Source organism: Bacillus cereus group sp. RP43 (genome assembly GCF_040459645.1).
Classification (GTDB): Bacteria; Bacillota; Bacilli; order Bacillales; family Bacillaceae_G; genus Bacillus_A; species Bacillus_A mycoides_C.
The window spans coordinates 2,804,413-2,824,667 of record NZ_JARVHQ010000001.1 but is presented as its reverse complement, the minus strand read 5'-3'; the positions used below and the strand labels follow the sequence as shown (position 1 = coordinate 2,824,667).

Here is a 20,255-nt window from a genome sequence, read left to right as displayed (position 1 = left end):
TTACATATTATTTTGTTATTTTGAGAGGAGCTTAAAAATGTATTCTACTTTAGAACAATTAACAAAGCACCCTGTATTTTATCATTTTGCAGAAATTTCAAAGATTCCTAGAGGATCAGGTAATGAAAAGGAAATTAGTGATTTTTTAGTGGGCTTTGCGAAAGAGCGTAACTTAGAAGTGATTCAAGATGAAGCATTAAATGTCATTATTAAAAAAGAAGCAACCGCTGGCTATGAAAATGTACCAGCTATTATTATTCAGGGTCATATGGATATGGTATGTGAAAAAAACCAAGCAACCGTACATGATTTTGAAAAAGATCCAATTGAATTACGAATTATTGGGGACATGTTATATGCAAATCAAACAACTTTAGGTGCTGATAATGGTATTGCAGTTGCATATGCATTAGCTTTATTAGATTCAAAAGACATTCCGCATCCAGCACTTGAAGTAGTTATTACTACTGAAGAAGAAACGACAATGGGCGGAGCTTTCGCTGTTGATTCAAATCATTTTGAAGGAAAGATTTTTATTAATATTGATTCTGAAGAAGATCATAAATTACTTGTAAGTAGCGCAGGTGGTGCGAAAGCTGTTGAAACAATTCCAGTAATTTGGGATGAAGCGCCAGCGAATATGGATGCATACCGTCTATATGTTGGCGGTCTAAAAGGCGGACATTCTGGTATGGAAATTGATAAACAACGTGGTAATGCGAACAAAGTATTAGGACGAGTATTACATGATTTATCAGCAAATATTCAATTTGATATAAGTGAAGTTCACGGCGGATTAAAAACGAATGCAATTCCGCGAGAAAGTGTAGCTACAATTGTATTACGTACAGAAGATGTAGAGAAAGTAGAAGAAATACTAGAATCATGGACACGAGTATTACAAGAAGAAATGCGTGCTGTTGATCCAGATGTTCATGTTACACTTACAAAATTGGATGAGAAAGTAGAAAAAGTATTTGCTAAAGAAACACAAAAGCAACTTATTTCATCGTTATTTTTAATTCCAAATGGCATTCAAAGTATGAGCATGGATATTAAAGGTCTAGTAGAAAGTTCAACAAATTTAGGTGTTATTGAAACGTTGCAAGATGAGATTAAATTACGAAGCGAAGTGAGAAGTTCTGTAAGTAGTTTAAAACAACATATTGTAGATGAAATTAAGTATATTGCGGAATTAGTAGGGGCAACATTTGAAAAAGAGTCTGAGTATCCAGAATGGCCATATAATCCTAATTCGCCTATCCGTAATTTATTCGAAAAAGTGCACCAAGAAAAATATAGCAAAGATGCTGAAATCTTCGCAGTACATGCAGGAATTGAGTGCAGTGTATTTGTTCAAAAAATGCCTGAGTTAGATGCTATTTCATTCGGTCCAGATATCTTTAATGTTCACACTCCAGATGAACATATTAGTATTTCTTCTGTTGTGAATAACTGGGGATTTTTCGTTGATGTAATGCAGGGAACGAAAGAATTAGCTAAGTAATAAAAGACGGAATAAAAAGCAGCCTAAATTTATAGGTTGCTTTTTTGTATAGAATTTTATGTAAAGCAAAATAATGGCCAAGAAATTTACCTATTGTTGATTTAAAATAAAGTTTGATCATTTGTAATAAAGATTGATAAAAAGATCTATTTTGCAGAGTATCTCTTTCTTCAACAATCGGGCCATTTAATTGAATAAGACTACACAAAAAGTTGCTTTTCCTTGCCTAAGGAAAGCGACTTTTTAGATTGATTTTTCCCTTGTTATCAAGCTTTTTACTTTAAGTTCCTTTGACTAATAAGATTTACTTCAGTAAAATAAGGTATATTATATTTGTTGAATAGATTTTCTTTAAAGACAAGAAAAGTAGGTGAACAAAGTGGGGAAATATCAATTGGATTACAAAGGTCAGGCAGCTGTGGCAAAGTTTCATGAAAAACAGACGCCTGCCAAATTTGATAAAAAGCAGCAACTTGAAAAATTGCGTGCGGAGTATTTGAAAAAGAAGCAAAAACAAACAGATAAATAATATGTTAAGTTTTTTGGGATTTTCTGTATATAGTGCAAACCAACACAAGAAAATAGGTAAGTTATTCATCGTTCAAATATATACAGGCTATTTTTTCAAACCTCTTACTTATGCAACTAACGCATGCGTTAGTTCATTAAGAATAACTAAAAAGTCGATTCCTTGAGATGGAAATCGGCTTTTTTAATAAGTGACATTTCCTTAGCGTTGTAAATCCGCATTTTCCTGACGCTACCCCAAGAAGTAATTGAGGATAATGTATCTACCACAGTCGGGCGCTTTAATTGAGTAAGGTTCACAAAAATTATCAAACTTTTTCTATTCGCTCTTTTATCAAGGTTTATTAAGTTAATTTAGTCAAACTTTATTCAAAAGCTACACCTATGTAAAAGTTCTGCTGTAATATTATACCCTCTTGATAAGGAGAAATTATTACTACACAAGTGCCATGTGAATTTCATGTACCGTAATTTAAATAAAAAAATAAAGAGTTTCAAAAAAATTATAAAATGGTTTTCTTGTCCGCATTCTCGGATTTATTATAACATGGTTAATTTGACTTATATAATTTATCACGTTATGATTCCTTTATTATAAAAGAAAGGCTTGAAGATGATGATTCGTCGTTTGAGAAAGCTAAAAAATGTAGCAGTCGTATTAAGCTTCTAAGTAAATTGCAAAAATCTACAATACTTAGAAGCGAGGAATATAGTTATGAAGCATCCATTATTTAATCATTGGTCTGAAACAAAGTATTTAAAAGATATAGTAACAAATCCACTCATTGAAGTAGGAGAGTACTCCTATTATTCAGGGTATTATGGAAATCAAAATTTTGAGGATGGTTGTGTAAGGTATTTATGGGGCGATGCTAAGTCCCAAGCACTGTTCAATCCAATTGAACAGATGGGTTGGCATCTTGATAAGCTCATTATTGGAAATTATGTTTGTATTGCAAGTGGAGTTGTCATTCTAATGGGTGGGAATCATAATCATCACGCTGAATGGATTACAGTGTATCCATTCGCTGAGCAAATCGGACAATCTTATGAACCGAAGGGTGATACAGTCATTAAAAGTGATGCCTGGATTGGTATGAATGCTATAATAATGCCTGGCGTTACAATCGGTGAAGGTGCAATCGTTGCGGCAGGATCTGTCGTATGTAAAGATGTTCCGCCATATACAATAGTGGGCGGTAATCCTGCTAAGGAAATAAAAAAACGATTCACTGATACAGAAATTAATATGTTAATGGAAATGCGTTGGTTTGATTGGGATAGAGAATTGATTGAGAAGGCAATTCCTCTTTTATCTAGTCCAGCCATTGAACCATTATTTGCTTTTTATAAAAATGAAGTGAAAAATAAATAAATCAGCTAGAAAAACTACATTCAATATAGAATGTAGTTTTTTTATTACAAAAAACTAATAGTTTAGAATAAGAATAATTAATATCTGCTATGATTCTAGCAAATAGTTGGATTTAATAATTGAAATTCTTAATATCCAATAAACTAACGCTAGTAGTAAAATCTGTATAAAATAGTTGTCAATTTTAACATCTGATTAATATAGCACTTACAATATATTTTTTGTGAAATTGAAATGAAGTAGCAAGTTATGTTAAATTAAACATTATTCCAAAGTCACGAAGATAAAAGTCATTAACATATTGTGTTATGGTTTCTTATATCAACCCACTAATTATTAAAATTTTTTTAAAAAAACAACAAGTACATGCTTTGTTTTATATTAATTGCATTTAAGGATACATGTAATATATCAACTCTATTAAATAAATTAAATATAAAAAGCCAAACGAACTTTAAAAATCACACTGCCATTAGAGGAGAGAAAGATATGAATACAATCATGATTGTAGAAGATGATATAAAAATCGCTGAATTACTGGGAACGCATATTGAAAAATATGGATACCAAAGTGTTATGATAGAGGATTTTGAAAATGTTTTAGATACATTTCAAAAGCTTAAACCAGATTTAGTACTATTAGATGTAAATCTCCCTAATTTTGACGGCTATTATTGGTGCCGCCAAATACGGGCTATCTCTACTTGTCCTATTATATTTCTATCTGCAAGGAGTGGAGAGATGGATCAGGTTATGGCTTTAGAAAATGGTGGTGATGACTACATTACAAAACCGTTTTATTATGAGGTTGTAATGTCTAAAATTCGAAGTCAAATCAGAAGAGCATACGGTGAATATGCTCCTAAAGTAAAAGAACGAATAGTTGAGCAATCAGGATTATTTCTGTTCCCAGAAAGGATGGAACTTCAACTAGATGATAAGACAATTTTACTTACTAGAAAAGAAACAACGTTATTGGAAATATTGATAACAAAGTCTCCGCTCCTTGTAAAACGTGAAGTGATTTTAGAACAACTATGGGATAGTTCATATATAGACGAGAATACATTGAGTGTAAATATAGGCAGAATTAGAAAGAAATTGCAAGATTTAGGTATTGAAAACGCACTGGAGACAGTTCGTGGTGCTGGATATCGTTTGCATGCTACTTGGGAGAAGGAAGGAAAGGAATAATGAAATTATTTTTACAAGAACATATTCCACTCATTTGTTATACATTTGCCCAATTGCTTATCATTCTTTTTATATATTGGTTTGATGGTTATCCACATATTTTGACAGCATTATATTCTGTATTTTTGGGTGTTTTTTTATTAATGGGTTATCTAATATATCGTTATTATAGTCATCGTTCATTCTACAAGCGTCTATCAACACCAATGGAAACGTTAAATGAGTCAATAAAAGATAGTGATTTGACGCCATTATCAATGGCCTTAGATAAATTACTACAAACTCAATATCAATATTATCAAAACCAATTAAAAAAATGGGAACGAAAACAACAAGAACAAATGACCTTTATGAATCAGTGGGTTCATCAAATGAAAACACCTCTTTCTGTTATTGAGTTAATTACACAAGATGCAGATGACTCTCGATTTGACAGTATTAATGAAGAAACGGAAAGAATAAAAAAAGGATTAGAAATGGTCTTATATGTTGCCCGTTTAGAAACATTTGAACAAGATTTTCATGTAGACAGATTGCAATTATTGGGAATGATTGATTCTGTTATTCATGAAAATAAACGTCTGTTTATACGCAGTTATGTGTATCCACAGGTAAAAGTAGATCCGAGTCTTATTGTAGAAACAGATAAGAAGTGGTTTCGATTTATACTCAATCAAGTGCTGTCAAATGCAATTAAATATTCATCAAGTAAGAAAGAGAAAGTAATAGTATCGGCGTATTCCAAAGGACGAGCAATTATTTTGGAAGTAAGAGATTATGGAGTGGGTATCCCTACTGCGGATTTACCACGTGTTTTCCATCCATTTTATACTGGAGAAAACGGTAGAAAATTTAAAGAGTCTACTGGTATGGGATTATATCTTGTTAAAGAAGTATGTGGAAAATTAAATCATAAGATTGAGCTAGAATCTGAGGTAGATAAGGGAACAATAGTTAGAATAATATTCCCGTATGCATCTCGTTAACCGATGAAAGAATGATTATTCATCGGTTTTTTCTTTTGAATCTTACAAACTTGTTAGATAAATGTTAGGGAAATCGATATGAGACATACTATATATAGGTTACACTTCATGTATCGAAAAGAGAAATGGAAGGTGAAATACTTGTGGAGATACTACATGTTTCAGATTTAGGGAAAGTTTATCCTGGGAAAATTTCATATACAGCATTATCCCATATTGATTTAAAAATAAACAAAGGTGAATTTGTAGGAATTATGGGGCCATCTGGGAGTGGTAAAACAACGCTATTAAATATGGTGTCTACTATAGATGCTCCAACATCAGGAGAAGTAGTAATTCATGGAGAAAATCCATATCTGTTATCTCCAGATCAGTTGTCTTTATTTCGGAGACGTGAATTAGGGTTTGTTTTTCAATCATTTAATCTCCTTAATACATTGACAGTGAAAGAAAATATTGTTCTTCCACTTACGCTTGATGGTGTAAATCCTAGAGAAATGGAAAGGAAAGTGGAAGCTATTGCTGAAAAACTTGGGATAACTGAAATATTAGATAAACGTACGTATGAAATTTCTGGGGGACAAGCACAAAGAACCGCAATCGCGCGTGCTACTATTCATAATCCAAAATTATTACTTGCAGATGAACCTACAGGAAATCTGGATTCAAAATCAGCGCGTGATGTGATGGAACTATTGACAAGGCTTAATAAAGAAAATAGCACAACGATGATGTTAGTGACACATGATGCAATGGCTGCAAGTTATTGTGATCGAATTGTGTTTATCAAAGATGGACAGTTATACAATGAGATTTATTGTGGAGATAATCGCAAAGTATTCTATCAAAAAATTCTAGAGGTTTTAGCATTGTTAGGAGGAAATGCAAATGACTTTTCGACAGTTCGCGTTTAATAACGTCATTCGAAGTAAACGAACATATTTGGCTCATTTTTTAAGTAGTACGTTTGCTATTATGATTTTCTTTACTTATGCATTACTTGCATTTCATCCTAATTTACAAGGCGATCTTGCTACCAGTGTAACAATCAATACAGTTGCAAAGTCAGGACTACAGATATCGCAGGGGTTAATATTTTTCTTCTCATTCTTCTTTATCCTATATTCTGTAAGTGCATTTTTAAAAACAAGAAAAAAAGATTTTGGAATTCTAATGCTACATGGGATGTCACGTTCACAGTTGAATAAATTAGTATTTATTGAAAATATAATAATTGGTATCGCTTCTATTTTAACAGGAATTACAATTGGAATGGCGTTCTCTAAGTTTATCTTAATTATGAGCAACAATCTGTTAATAATTGATAAAGGACTCCCATTTTACATGCCCTTTAAAGCAATTGGAATAACATTTGGAGCTTTCTTCTTACTATTTTTATTTATTTCACTTTTCACTACTCGACTAGTAAATGTAGAGCAATTAGTAGAATTAATAAAAGCAGAGGAAAAGCCAAAGCCTGAACCAAAAGCATCCTTTTGGCTATCTTTATTCGCACTTATTTGTATGGGATTAGGATATACGGCTGTTTTCCATAGTATTAACGCAATTCAGTACAAGGGTTCGAATTATGTATTATTCATGATGGGGGCAGGGGTGAGCTTTGTTGTACTTGGAACGTACTTCTTATTTACCCAGCTCAGTGTGTATGTGTTACGTGCATTAAAGAAAAGGGAAAATATTTTCTTTAAGAAAACAAACATACTAACCATCTCAGATTTAGTGTATCAATTAAAAGATAATGCAAAAATGTTTTTTATGGTCACTATTATTTCTACCGTTGCCTTCACTGCAGTGGGGACTTGTATGGGATTAGGCAACTCATCCATGGCTGAATCGGAAAGTCCTTTTGCATTTTCTTATCAGTCTTATAATAATAACGATTTAGAAAAAGAACATTTAAAAAAAATAGAAAGCGAACTCCATGATGGTGAGTTTAATTTCAAACAGGTGACTTATTCAATAAAACAAATTCGAGATACTCTCTATAACAGTAATTTATTATCAACCGTTATAAAATTAAGTGATTATAATAAGTTAGCTAAGGCATTTGGTTTTGAAAAAGAAAGCTTAAAAGATGAAAATGATAGTGTTGTCATACCTTCAAGAAAAGTTGCTAATACAAAATCTAATCAAAATAACTTTCAATTGTTGTATAGAGATATAAAAAAAGATATGCATGTAAATAAAATACTTACTCCGAAAGAATTACAAGATACAAGAGTAACGATAATTATTGTACCAGACGCTGTATATAATCAAATGATACCGGATCCAGAGAATTACTATTTTGAAAACACTATTAATGGTTTTATTGTGAAAGATTGGGAGAAAACAAAAAAAGTTGCGGAAAATATTGTAGCTGCTTTTCAGAAGGATAATAAAGGTATAAATGAGCATATAGTAGACAGCGAAAAATATACATTTTCGGCTTTAATTCTTACATGGATAGAGATGAGGCAAGGGTTTGGACTTGCATCTATCATGAGTGTATTAATAGGCATTGTTTTCTTTACGTTTGCCGCAAGCTTTTTATATTTCCGGTTATACACAGACTTAGAACGAAATCAGCAGCAATATAAAATGATAGCAAAGGTCGGTTTAAGCAAACCGGAATTAAAGAAAGTTGTGTCACGTCAACTTACATTGTTATTCTTTTTACCAATTTCAATAGCGATTACACATAGTACAGTTGCTTTTATGGCCTTACAAAAGTTAGCCAATTTTTCAGTCTTGGGTAGTTCAGTTATGGTATTAATTTGTTTCTTAGTTTTGCAAATTATATACTTTTACTTTGTTCGTTCTCAATACTTGAAAAAAATGTATAAAACGATTTTTTAATTCAAAAATAATTAAAAGAAGGAGAATATAGGTTGAAAAAAAGACTAAGATTATTGATAGTAGCAGGTATTTTTATTACCATGTTAGGAGCATGTTCATTATTTGGTGCAAAAGATTCTCCAGCAAATGGACTTGCAATAGAGGTTGGCGAGATAGACGAACAAACTAGAAATTCTATAATAGATTTATACAAAGATATAACTATATCAAAAGACTTATATGCAATAAAAAAAGGGACCATAGAAAATAAAAAACACAACATAAAGCTCCCAGCGGATTTTGGGGATTCTAATAATAGTGAAGTGCTATTTATAAGTAAAACAACTGCTGAAAAAATGAATAAAAAAGGGCTTATACGTGAGAGAGATAATAATAGTGGACTCACATCTTCAATTCCCCTGGATTCTTTACACAAAATAAAAAAAGATGAAATTATTTTATTTGCAAATAAAGAATATAAAGACTTGAAAGAACTAACATTTGATGAGAAAAAAATGAATGTTCAATATAAAGGGGATGTATGGCTATCTCCATATCGTGGTGGATCCAACGTGATCCTATTAATTGTAGATGATACATTATTTAAAGAAATAAATGGGAAAGAAAAAACAAGACAATTTCTATCTTTTAATAAATCTTTTGGGAATCTTAATTTAGTCAATCAAGGGAAAGCACCCGAATTAAGAAAGGAAATAGATAAAGTGAATACGGCTTTAGGCACTGAGGACAAGAGAGCCGTCAATTTTGTAAATATTACAGAAAAGTAAAAAATTACGTCTATATGGATAGAACCAGCACCTTCTATATTTATTGATATTTTGTAATATTGAAAAATATAGAAGGTGCTTATTTACCTTGGAGCTGAAATGAAATTCGTTTTACTTAATTTGAAATTTTGCAATAGAATTATTCTAGCAAATAACTTTTTATGATTTACTACTTTATACGGAATTACATCGTTAAGATGTATCTCACAAATAATTTTTCCAACAGATCATGGATGTGATGTTTAATATTTCTGTTGGTATAACAAATAATATTATTTAATATTGTTCATCGGAATATAAAACGAAATTTTAAAGAGTATCTAAATATATCAAAATAGAACAAATTCAAAATTTTATACTCAATCAAAAAAATTTATAATACACGATATTCGAAACGCTCAATGGATACGGATTTAATTGGGGGACAAGCGAGATACGTGTGAAAATATGTTATAGACTTACTTTTATTATGAATTAGATTTTATACTTTTAGAGAGCGCTATATATGCTCACTTAATGAAAATATCCTTTGTAAACTACGTATTTCCCTCTATTTCTGCAATATGTTTTTTTATTACACCTTCTATATTGCAATTTAAAAAGCAGAATGTATGTCTCGATCTACATATCAGGTGATTGGCATGGAATAACTGCTTTAGAGTTGATTCCAATAGGAATCAATATCTAATTTTGTTTTTTATTATTTGTACTAGAATCAATTATGAAATAATCTCCCCATTATGGTTTGGTTTTTATAGATTATCTTAAGAAAAATTAAGAAATATAATCAGTAGTTCTTAATATATTTTATTTATAATTCAAATGATTGCACAAAATCGTTTCTTCATTCTAAAACCGTAATTGTGTTTCTTAACAAAACACCTAGTGCTTTCTTATCTTAAAAGGGAACATATTTATTACTTAGATTGTCTATTACACGTATTACTAAAAATGGATATTCAAATTAAATACAATAAATCCCGTTTGATACCTATTTTTATGTATTACAAAAGTATGAAAGGACTTATTATTTTGAAAAATAAAAGGATGTGTATTGGTGGTGGACAAGTTTAATACTTTTACAGATGAAGCATTGCAAGTGGAAACGAAAAAGACATAACTCAAACAGTAGCTTATCAATCATACAAACGTAGGAGGATATATATGACGAAACCAGTTGTAGACGTGAAAAACGTTCAAAAAGTGTACGGTAAAAAAGGTGAGAATCAATCACACGCATTAAAAGGTGTTTCATTCTCGATTCAAGAGGGGGAGTTTGTCGGTATTATGGGGCCATCTGGTTCTGGCAAAACAACATTATTAAATGTAATTTCGACACTTGATAAAGCGACAGGTGGTGTTATTGAAATTGCAGGAACGGATATTACGAAAATGAAACAAGGTGAGCTTTCAGATTTCCGTTCACAAAAATTAGGGTTCATTTTCCAAGATTTTAACTTATTAGAGAACTTATCTATTTATGAAAACATTGCACTTCCACTTTCCCTTCAAGGTGTTCCATCACGAAATATTGGGCCGAAAGTAGAAAAGGTAGCTGATATGTTAGGAATTTCAGCAATCCTTCAAAAGTATCCATCTGAAGTATCTGGTGGACAAAAGCAACGTTCAGCAGCGGCACGTGCGTTAGTTCATGAACCAGCAATTATATTAGGAGACGAGCCAACAGGAGCTCTTGATTCTAAAAATGCAACCAGTTTACTTGATGCCATGACAAACTTAAATCAAGAGCAAGGTGTATCTATTATGATGGTTACACATGATCCGTACAGTGCAAGTTACTGTCAGCGTATTTTATTCATTCAAGATGGTGAGCTATATAAAGAAATTCATCGCGGTGGTATACGTGAAGAGTTCTATAAAGAAATTTTAGACGTACTTGCAGATTTAGGCACACAAAAAGCGTAAGAAAAGGGGTTTGGGCATGTTATTTAAACTTTCCATGTCAGGGTTAAAAAGTAAATTACAAGATTATATTGTCTTACTGGTTGGTCTTATTGTATCTATTTCAATTTTCTATATGTTTCAAACGCTAGCACTAAATAAAGGGTTCCTTGAATCTAATGCACATGTGGGTCCTATTGTATATATATTCCACATTGGTTCCTTTTTATTAGCAATTGTAACATTTTTTTATATTTTATATGCAAACTCTTTCTTATTATCTCTTCGCCAAAAAGAGTTTGGCATGTACATGATGTTAGGAGCAAAAAAGCATAAAGTTACCTTACTTATGTTTATCGAAACAATCGTATTAGGTGCCGCATCTCTTGTAATCGGAATTGCAGTTGGTGTAGGACTTGCAGAGGGTATCGGTCGGTTATTAATGAAACAATTGGAGTTAACTGGAGAAGGTTACAAAGCTTTGTACATTCCATCTATGGTTGTTACTTGCATCTTCTTCTTTGCATTATTTGTACTATCAGCAAGTATGAATAGTATTAAATTATCACGTATTTCTGTATTACAACTTGTACATGCAGATGCACAAACAGAGCATGTCGCGGTAAAAGGAAAAATGGCAGCTGTAGTTGCATTCCTCGGTCTGATTTTGCTAGGTATTGGTTATGCATCACTGATCTATATACCACATGAAAAAGATCTAGGAATCGTTCCTAAATTAATGGCTCTTGGATTAATCACAGCAACAGTTAGTACTTACATGTTATTTGGATCACTTCTCCCAGTTATGATTAGAAAGTTAAAGAGTAATAAAAAGCGTAGTGAAAAAGGGCTTAATGCTTTTACTTTTGCTCAATTAAACTTCCGCATTAATGGCCTAACAAATGTGCTTGCAACGGTAGCAATCTTAGTGGCTCTTGGCGCTGGTGGAATTGCGTGTGGTCTGGCATTTAAAAACGACGTTTTAAAGCAGACTGATAAAGGAACAATTTACGATTCGGTAGTTCATAATCCAACAGCGGAAGAAAAGGACATTTTGAGTGGTATCTTATTCCAAGAGAATCTTGAATATCGCTACAAAGTAGATGATAAGTATGTTTATTATATAAAAGAAGATTTAGAGAAAAATCGTCCTTTAGTAAAAGATAGAAAAAATGGGAAGACGCTGAAAGTTTCAGAGGAAATTCCCATGGATGCATTTGCATTGTCAAGACAATGGGGTAAAGATGATGGGAAACCAAAACAATGGAGCGACGCTTTCCAAACAATCCAGCCAATGTATATGTATCCTGATCATAAAGTGAAAATTGTCGATCAAAATATATACGATAGTATGAAAGGTACAGAAAATACGGTGTTTATTGGGAAGACAGATGATTTTGGATCATACATAAAAGAATGGAAAAAACTTGATGAATTACAGGTAGCGAAATATAAAAATGTGAAAGCGGCAGAACTGGATAGTAAGTATCAAACATATAATATGAATCATGGTTTTGCCAGCGGACTAATGTTTATGGGTTTCTTCGTTGGAATTGCGTTCTTAGCAATGATGGCGAGTTGCTTAATGTTTAAAATTCTATCTGGTGCATCCAAAGATAATACACGTTATCAAATGCTTCGTAAAATCGGTGTTCGCCGGGAGTTATTAATACAATCGATTTATAAGGAGTTATTCTTCGTATTCTTAGTCCCAGCAATTGTGGGTATCGCTCACATATTAGTTGGTATGAACATGTTTGGCCCTCTTTTAATTGATCCGTACTTTCGTATTTGGTTACCAATTGTTATTTTTGTAGTGATTTACTCGATTTACTACTTGATTACAGTTCAATTGTATAAAGGAATTGTACTTCCGAAAGAAAATTAATGTAATAATGTTATGTATACTAACTATCAACATAATTGGCCCCCGTATGATGAAGTGAAAAAATACTATGTAAGCAAAATAGAAAGTGAATTTGAGATACAAATATGCAGCAATGAGCGGCAGAAAGTGTTAGAAGAAAAGTAAATACAAGTAGGGGTCGCATTTCATGTATAACTTACAAGAAGTTATGTATGAGCAATTAAAAGAGAAAAATACTATTCTTTCTATATCTTAATAATGAAGGAAAATGAAGAGGCAAGATAGCAGCGTTCCTACATTGAGTACTACTTTAACCTCATTTGTAGGAACGCTTGCACTATCCCATTACAATAAAATTGAATAATCATCCAATATTAATTGTTAACTATAATCAAAATTTTGATAGGATGGAATAATTATCAAAATAATATCTTGTATTCATTGTATTTATTTTAGCTATTATTTAAAATTGGGTCTGCACCAAAAGAGTGTTAATAAACATAAAACTTGTAAACCTTATTCATCATAAGGATTATCGTTTTAGAAAAGGAGTGTATGTTGAAAAAATTTTTAAAGGTAATTTTAATCTTATTAGTAATATTTATAGGAATTATGTTGGGAAGCATAATTTTAAATAAAACAGATCATACAGAGTTTAAGTCTTTAGATAACACGGATCAAAACATGTTAAAAGAATTATCTACTATTTATAAGAGCTTCGAAGAATCGAGTGATAAACTTTGGAATGAAGATTATCGCTTCGAAAAAATGCCATTGGTTCTGATACGTAGTAATAAAGACGGGGGATTCTTTAGACAAGAAGCTTATGCAGTTAATGTACCGGGATTAGAAAATAGTATTTTTGCAAAGGAAATAAAAGTCTCAAATTCTCTGCATCTACCTAAAATCTATCGCTTAACTCGTTTTGATTTTAGAACTATTTCTACCTGGATTCCTTGGAACTTTGGGATAATAAATATTAACGATATGGATGTGTTTTATTTAAAATATTATTCTAAAATGTTTAGTAATCCAGATTTATATTTTGATTTTTCGTCTTTCTTATTACATGAAGCTTTTCATGCTTATAAACAAAAAGATTGGACATATGATGCAAATGATGGAGAGTCTATTCACGAATATCCGATTAATAAAGAAAATTACGCGCTAATGGGATTAGAATTTAAGCTATTAGATAAAGCAATGATTGATACGAACTCAGAAAGTATTAATCAGGCATTATATGATTGGACAATTGTACGTAACTATCGCTATAAAAAATGGCCTCAATTAATTGGAGAAACAAAAACTGAAGCAATAGAAGGTTCAGCACGATACTTAGAGTATCGTTATAGTAAGTTAACTGGTGGAAATCTTATGGTACTTGCAAAGAAACAGAATCCATATCATGTTACTTTTATGGAGGCGTTCAACTTCATTGCTAATGGACAGGCAGAATCTCCAAGGTTTTTAGAGCGGAATATGAGATATGAGACTGGTTCAGCTCTTGAATTAAGCATGGACAAAGCAAATATTCCATGGAAAGAAGCTATTGAAGATAGTGCAACCAAACAAGGAAAGACGCCATATGAAGTATTAAATACGTACTTTAATATAAATAATACGCTCACAATTGAAAATAAAATCGAAGAAATTAAAGAGAACAATAACTATGAAACACTTTTAGAACAAGGAGAAAAACTGGTGAAAATAAGTAACGAGTAAAGAAAATAAGATTTGAAAAAGAATTTCCTTTAAAGGACGTATTGAAGAGGATTCTTTTTTTATTTTATAAATTATATACACTACCGGTGTAATCAAAAAAATTTAATTAAAAGAAGGAATATCAAAACAATTATTTTTTATTAAAAGCTAAATTTAATGAAGAAGAAAACTTATTAATTGTAAATGGATCTAAAGAAAATTTAGAACAATATTTAAGAAGGTATCTCTTATACCGATTATGTTATTTTTGGTCTTTCAATTATAAGTTTACAAAAAGAGAGGATAGAAATGTACCACCTGCTTATGTCTTTAGTTGTTCAATACGAGAAAAATGTGGAGGAATAATATGGATTCAAAAATTCTTATTGTTGATGATGATAAAGAGATTAGAAATCTTATCTCTGTTTATTTGGAAAATGAAGGTCTGAAAACTCAAAAGGCTGAAGATGCTATGGAAGCTTTACAACTGTTAGAAGAAAAGGAGTTTGATCTGATTATTTTAGATATTATGATGCCGAATATGGATGGTATTGAAGCGTGTATGAAGATTAGGGAAGATCGCAATATGCCTATCATTATGCTATCTGCAAAATCTGAGGATATAGACAAAATTCAGGGACTGGCCTCTGGTGCAGATGATTATTTATCAAAGCCGTTTAACCCATTGGAATTAATCGCTAGGGTAAAATCCCAATTAAGAAGGTTTAAAAAATACAATACGTCAATAGAACATAATAAAAGCATTCTAGAAATTGGTGACTTAACCGTGAATACAGATACTCGTCAAGTATGGGTAAGGGGAAAAGAAACAAGGCTAACTCCAAAAGAGTTTGATATTCTCGAACTACTTGTCCGTAACAAAGGGATTGTCCTGAGTGTTGCAAAAATATATGAATCAGTTTGGAAAGAGGTTTTTTATAAATCAGATAATACCGTCATGGTGCATATTACAAAAATAAGAGACAAAATTGAAGAGGATTCTAAACATCCCATTTATATTAAAACTGTTTGGGGAATTGGGTATAAAATATGAAGAATGTTAGTTTCAGAAATAAGATCATTATAAAACTTCTTGGTGCTGTTGCAGTTAGTTTTTTTATTTCATTTGGTTTAACAATCCTCATTTTGGTATACGTCATAGATCCATTATTTATAAAACACGAAGATTTTGGCATGTTTGAATTCAGAATCGTAATGTTGTTCTTATTCACGTTCGCAATCTTCAACTTTATAGTGATTTTTTTGATATTGGTTCGAAAAAAAATAGTATATTTGAAGCTCATTTCTGATAATGTGAATGATATTGCCAATGGAAAACTGGGTTTGACTATTGGGATTAACGGGAAGGACGAATTAACCCAACTTGCTCAAAATATTAATTATATGTCCAAGGAATTAGAGAATACATTTGAACAGGAAAGAAGATTAGAACATACAAAAAATGAACTCATTACTAATGTATCTCATGACTTGCGTACACCGTTGACATCTATTATCGGATATGTAGATTTATTAAAAAGAGGGCAATACGACGGTAAAACACAATTACAGGAATACCTAGAAACCACTTATTTAAAATCACAGAGATTGAAATATCTAATTGATGAACTGTTTGAATATACCCGTTTATCAGGCAGCGATACTAAGTTAAACCTTAATGAAGTTGATTTGTCAGGTTTGTTGGAGCAAATAGTTGGAGAATATATTCCTATATTTGAAAAGGAAGGTTTAAGTGTTCAAAAATCAATAACGGAAGAAACAATACCTATTTTCATGGATGTAGAAAAAATGGTACGTGTTTATGAAAATCTGTTTATGAATGCGATAAAGTACAGCATGAAACCATCCGAATTATCAATATGTCTTGAACTAATAGGGAACAAAGCAATTTTGAAAGTATCAAATAAAGTCGAGAAGCCGCCTGTTAGCAATCCTAATAAATTATTTGAAAGGTTTTTCAGGGGTGATAAGGCAAGAGAAGATGGTCAAGGAAATGGACTGGGACTCGCTATCTCAAAAAGAATTGTTGAACTTCATAATGGTAATATACATGTAGAATATAAAGAAGGTTGGATATCCTTTATTGTTGAACATCCAATCATATAGAATGGCTTATGGAATAAAAGGTTCCATAAGCTTTTTTTAAAACTTAAGAAACTTCTTAAGTTAATAATTCAAGTAGGCCATTCATAGTAGAAATGATACTGACAAATTAATTTATTTATTACTATAAAGCAAGTATTGGAATAAAGGGGAAGTTCATTGATATGAGTAATGGAAGAGACGATAGTAAATTTAAATTGTGAATTAAAAGGGCAAACTTTTATGTTAGTGAGGCATTTAGGATGCAAAATAAGAGCGCAATATTTTAAAGGGCATCTTGTGATATAACTAAGTAGAATTTTGAACAAGGGGATGATGAGATGAATAAATTGCAGGGGAAAGTTGCATTAATAACTGCACTGTTGATTAGTTATGTATCAGTACTAATTCCGCTTCGGAAAATTCAAAAGAATAATGTTATAGATGTAATTAGAGAAGAATAGCAGTAGTAATAGAAATATATGGTTTTTATGCAAATATAGTAATTTTTGAAAAAAGACTGACAGACTCTGTCAAGTAGACAATAAGAAAAGGACTAATCTACTAGTGTGTCTCGATATTTAATCAGGACACACCGGTTTTATTTTTTGTAAACATGGAACAAATGTATTACTTAGATTGTCTATTAAGTGTAATCCTAAAAAATATGAAAGTACGGATCATTTTGAAAAATACAAGGGTATTAAAAAGAGGGATGTGTGTGGAAATACGAAGTATCAGTGCGCCTAAAGGGTGTGATGAGATGGTCTATATGAAAGCGATCCTAATGTCTTATATGTATATAGAATTTGATAACACTGTCTATTTTTTTGGGGATTATGTTAGAATAACGCTTTTTTGAATACAAAGATATTGGAGGTAACAGAAGTGAAAGGTATGTTTTGCAAGAGATTTATTGGAATAATAACAGTGCTTACACTATTTTGTAGCATGGTTGTTACATCTGGGAATGCATCAGCGGAAACAGTCCCTGCTATAGACGTAGAAGCAGGATCAGCAATTTTAGTAGAAGCAAATTCCGGGAAAATTTTATATCAAAAAAATGCAGATGAATTATTAGCAATTGCTAGTATGACAAAAATGATGAGTGAATACTTAGTTCATGAAGCGGTGGATAAAGGAAAACTTAAATGGGATCAAAAAGTTAAAATTTCTGAATATGCATATAAGATTTCGCAAGATCGCTCATTATCAAACGTTCCATTAGAAAATGGTGGCTCTTATACGGTAAAAGAGTTATATGAGGCAATGGCAATTTACTCTGCAAACGGTGCAACAATTGCTTTAGCTGAAGAGATTGCTGGAAAAGAAGTCAATTTCGTAAAAATGATGAACGATAAGTCAAAAGAGTTTGGAATGAAGAATTATATATTTGTAAACTCTACAGGTTTAACAAACCAAGATTTAAAAGGATATCACCCAGAAGGGACAACTCTAGACGAGAAAAATAAAATGTCCGCAAGAGATTGTGCGATTTTAGCACAACGTCTCATTCAAGATTTTCCGAAAATATTAGATACAGCAAAAATCCCCAAAAAAACATTCCAAAAGGGTGGCAAGTATCCAATTGATATGGTGAATTTTAACATGATGTTAAAAGGTTTAATTAAGCAATACGAAGGTGTTGATGGATTGAAAACAGGAACTACTCCAGAAGCCGGAGATTGTTTCACTGGTACAGTAGAAAGAAACGGTATGCGTCTAATCTCTGTAGTGATAAAAGCAAACTCTCATACAGCACGTTTTGATGAAACAAAGAAATTATATGATTATGGATTTGCGAATTTTGAAGTGAAGAAAGTCTATGGGAAAGATTCAGTAGTAAAAGGGCATGAAACAGTGCGAGTAGCAAATGCAAAGGGCCAAGATGTAGTTGTTCAAACGAAGCAAGCTGTTTCACTTCCAATGCCAAAGGGCAACAATGACGTTTATAAAAAAGAATTTAAAGTATCGAATAAAGAACAAGAAGCGCCTATTAAAAAAGGCGTAACAATTAGCCAAATGATTATATCACCTAAAGATAGTACAGATCCTGGGTTTTTATCAGGTAAATCATTACAAGTAGACCTTGTAACAAAATCTGAAGTAGAACAAGCTAATTGGTTTACACGTTTAATGCGCGAAATAGGATCTTTCTTTAGAGGTATGTGGAATAGTGCGGTTGATATAGTAAAAGGCTAACTTTGTAGGATAAAACTAAATATTAGCCTGAAACAAAAGGTTTCAAAGTATTATAGATTCTTATGTGGATGGCTTGGAATTGAAGATTGCATTAATTCTCAAATTTGGTTCTTTGGAACTTTTGGTATTGCAATCAAGCTAAGATAAATTTGTATCCATATAATCAAAAAACGCTATTCTTTTTGTAGAAATATACAGAAAGGATGGCTTTTATTTTCGATCTTTTGATTCAAAGGATTCTGGTGCAATGTTAGTTTAATAAAGTTACATGATGAGTAATCATTCATTATTCGATCAAGTGACAATAAAAAAATAATACCTGGTACTTATTTCTGTTATCAAATTTTATAAAAAATTAATAAAATCTTTTCTTTCTATTAAATATTTTGTTTTAAATTAATTGTATAAAGAAATGGAGGCTAGAAAATGAATTTTTTTAAAAAATTTAAGTATCTTTTATAGCGTTTATCGCTATGTATAGAGTTATTCTTTAATTTTAATCGAATAAAAAAGTCAGGAATTGGAGAAAACTCTCTTCCTTGCAACAGTAAATGTACTGAAAGTGATAAAGGTGGATGTTGTATGGAAGAAACCCCTAATAATTCCACTTAAAAATTGGCAATTAATGAAACAAAGAATAATCAAATATTATTAGTGACAATCTCTGATACTGACAAGTGAGGTGACGTCGATGAGAGGGACATTAATAAAAATCGGAGTATTTATTTTGGTTTTAACAGTAGGGCTATATATTACAAAATACGCATATGACCATCATACTAACCGAGTTAAAGTAAGAAACACGATACAACAAATATCAATAGAGCATGGTATGCCACCATGGATTCCTTTATCTATTGCATTCCATGAAAGTAAGTTTGATCAAAATGCAGTCGGAGATCAGGGAACATCATTTGGACTGTTTCAGCTCCATCGAGGTGGACTAGCACCTAAAGATTTAACGAACGAAGATTTGAAAAATATAGAAACGAATACTCGAATTGCAATATCTAATATGACAAATGCATATAACCGTGGTTTACAACAAAATTTAAAAGGGCCAGAGCTATTAAAACATGTTGCAAATACCTCAGGGTGGCCTGGCAATAAGGGTGTTCAGTGGACAGATAAACAGACAGACTATAACAAGGGTTTAGAAAACAGTTTTAAAATGTTTTCTAAACAACAATACGATTTTATAGAATGAAATTTCTTTTTTCTTTCTATTATTATATAACTTATGCCTAAATTCGAAAGTTCC

General features: G+C 31.7%; 16 protein-coding genes. All 16 read left to right on the top strand.

All coding sequences use genetic code 11. The annotated features are described in order from the left end of the window. Positions 1–37 precede the first annotated feature (37 nt). Positions 38–1,507 carry a beta-Ala-His dipeptidase gene (gene pepD / locus QCI75_RS14780; protein WP_353760754.1) on the top strand — a complete coding sequence of 490 codons (1,470 nt, stop codon included), beginning with the start codon at positions 38–40 and terminating at the stop codon, positions 1,505–1,507. A 379-nt stretch (positions 1,508–1,886) separates the two neighbouring features. Beyond that, positions 1,887–2,036 (top strand): hypothetical protein, encoded by a 150-nt coding sequence (locus tag QCI75_RS14775; protein WP_002069316.1) that lies wholly within the window; start codon positions 1,887–1,889, stop codon positions 2,034–2,036. 714 nt (positions 2,037–2,750) lie between these two features. Then, the gene (locus QCI75_RS14770) at positions 2,751–3,410 is read left to right on the top strand and encodes a CatB-related O-acetyltransferase (protein ID WP_144508621.1); all 660 of its coding nucleotides are present in this window, start codon (positions 2,751–2,753) and stop codon (positions 3,408–3,410) included. 489 nt (positions 3,411–3,899) lie between these two features. After that, positions 3,900–4,604, top strand: coding sequence for a response regulator (locus QCI75_RS14765; protein ID WP_353760753.1), 705 nt, complete (start codon positions 3,900–3,902; stop codon positions 4,602–4,604). Further along, positions 4,604–5,590, top strand: a complete 987-nt coding sequence (locus QCI75_RS14760; protein ID WP_002127431.1) for a sensor histidine kinase — start codon at positions 4,604–4,606, stop codon at positions 5,588–5,590. The genes QCI75_RS14765 and QCI75_RS14760 overlap by 1 nt, the downstream gene beginning before the upstream one ends. A 143-nt stretch (positions 5,591–5,733) precedes the next feature. After that, positions 5,734–6,504 carry an ABC transporter ATP-binding protein gene (locus QCI75_RS14755; protein WP_002141793.1) on the top strand — a complete coding sequence of 257 codons (771 nt, stop codon included), beginning with the start codon at positions 5,734–5,736 and terminating at the stop codon, positions 6,502–6,504. After that, the gene (locus QCI75_RS14750; protein WP_353760752.1) at positions 6,479–8,449 is read left to right on the top strand and encodes an FtsX-like permease family protein; all 1,971 of its coding nucleotides are present in this window, start codon (positions 6,479–6,481) and stop codon (positions 8,447–8,449) included. Before QCI75_RS14755 ends, QCI75_RS14750 begins: the two co-directional genes overlap by 26 nt. Positions 8,450–8,481: 32 nt before the next feature. Further along, positions 8,482–9,216 carry a lipoprotein BA_5634 family protein gene (locus QCI75_RS14745; protein ID WP_144508769.1) on the top strand — a complete coding sequence of 245 codons (735 nt, stop codon included), beginning with the start codon at positions 8,482–8,484 and terminating at the stop codon, positions 9,214–9,216. Between the two features lie 1,164 nt (positions 9,217–10,380). Next, complete coding sequence (locus QCI75_RS14740) at positions 10,381–11,142, top strand: ABC transporter ATP-binding protein (protein ID WP_144508770.1); 762 nt, start codon at positions 10,381–10,383, stop codon at positions 11,140–11,142. A 16-nt stretch (positions 11,143–11,158) separates the two neighbouring features. Then, positions 11,159–13,006, top strand: a complete 1,848-nt coding sequence (locus QCI75_RS14735) for an ABC transporter permease (protein WP_144508771.1) — start codon at positions 11,159–11,161, stop codon at positions 13,004–13,006. A 537-nt stretch (positions 13,007–13,543) separates the two neighbouring features. Further along, complete coding sequence (locus tag QCI75_RS14730) at positions 13,544–14,710, top strand: hypothetical protein (protein WP_353761544.1); 1,167 nt, start codon at positions 13,544–13,546, stop codon at positions 14,708–14,710. A gap of 346 nt (positions 14,711–15,056) precedes the next feature. Continuing rightward, entirely contained in the window at positions 15,057–15,743 is a 687-nt protein-coding gene (locus tag QCI75_RS14725) for a response regulator transcription factor (protein ID WP_144508925.1), read from the top strand. Beyond that, complete coding sequence (locus QCI75_RS14720) at positions 15,740–16,816, top strand: sensor histidine kinase (protein WP_144508924.1); 1,077 nt, start codon at positions 15,740–15,742, stop codon at positions 16,814–16,816. The genes QCI75_RS14725 and QCI75_RS14720 overlap by 4 nt, the downstream gene beginning before the upstream one ends. A gap of 317 nt (positions 16,817–17,133) precedes the next feature. Next, positions 17,134–17,256: a hypothetical protein gene (locus QCI75_RS14715; RefSeq protein ID WP_272950326.1), complete on the top strand. Its 123-nt coding sequence runs from the start codon at positions 17,134–17,136 to the stop codon at positions 17,254–17,256. A 424-nt stretch (positions 17,257–17,680) separates the two neighbouring features. Then, positions 17,681–18,994, top strand: a complete 1,314-nt coding sequence (locus tag QCI75_RS14710; RefSeq protein ID WP_272950325.1) for a D-alanyl-D-alanine carboxypeptidase family protein — start codon at positions 17,681–17,683, stop codon at positions 18,992–18,994. A 691-nt stretch (positions 18,995–19,685) separates the two neighbouring features. Then, complete coding sequence (locus QCI75_RS14705) at positions 19,686–20,201, top strand: transglycosylase SLT domain-containing protein (RefSeq protein ID WP_144508491.1); 516 nt, start codon at positions 19,686–19,688, stop codon at positions 20,199–20,201. Positions 20,202–20,255: the final 54 nt, after the last annotated feature.

Bases quoted from the DNA above. Each gene is read 5' to 3' on its own strand.
- pepD (WP_353760754.1), top strand. From the start codon at position 38: ATGTATTCTACTTTAGAACAATTAACAAAGCACCCTGTATTTTATCAT.
- QCI75_RS14770 (WP_144508621.1), top strand. From the start codon at position 2,751: ATGAAGCATCCATTATTTAATCATTGGTCTGAAACAAAGTATTTAAAA.
- QCI75_RS14765 (WP_353760753.1), top strand. From the start codon at position 3,900: ATGAATACAATCATGATTGTAGAAGATGATATAAAAATCGCTGAATTA.
- QCI75_RS14760 (WP_002127431.1), top strand. From the start codon at position 4,604: ATGAAATTATTTTTACAAGAACATATTCCACTCATTTGTTATACATTT.
- QCI75_RS14750 (WP_353760752.1), top strand. From the start codon at position 6,479: ATGACTTTTCGACAGTTCGCGTTTAATAACGTCATTCGAAGTAAACGA.
- QCI75_RS14740 (WP_144508770.1), top strand. From the start codon at position 10,381: ATGACGAAACCAGTTGTAGACGTGAAAAACGTTCAAAAAGTGTACGGT.
- QCI75_RS14735 (WP_144508771.1), top strand. From the start codon at position 11,159: ATGTTATTTAAACTTTCCATGTCAGGGTTAAAAAGTAAATTACAAGAT.
- QCI75_RS14725 (WP_144508925.1), top strand. From the start codon at position 15,057: ATGGATTCAAAAATTCTTATTGTTGATGATGATAAAGAGATTAGAAAT.
- QCI75_RS14720 (WP_144508924.1), top strand. From the start codon at position 15,740: ATGAAGAATGTTAGTTTCAGAAATAAGATCATTATAAAACTTCTTGGT.
- QCI75_RS14715 (WP_272950326.1), top strand. From the start codon at position 17,134: ATGAATAAATTGCAGGGGAAAGTTGCATTAATAACTGCACTGTTGATT.
- QCI75_RS14705 (WP_144508491.1), top strand. From the start codon at position 19,686: ATGAGAGGGACATTAATAAAAATCGGAGTATTTATTTTGGTTTTAACA.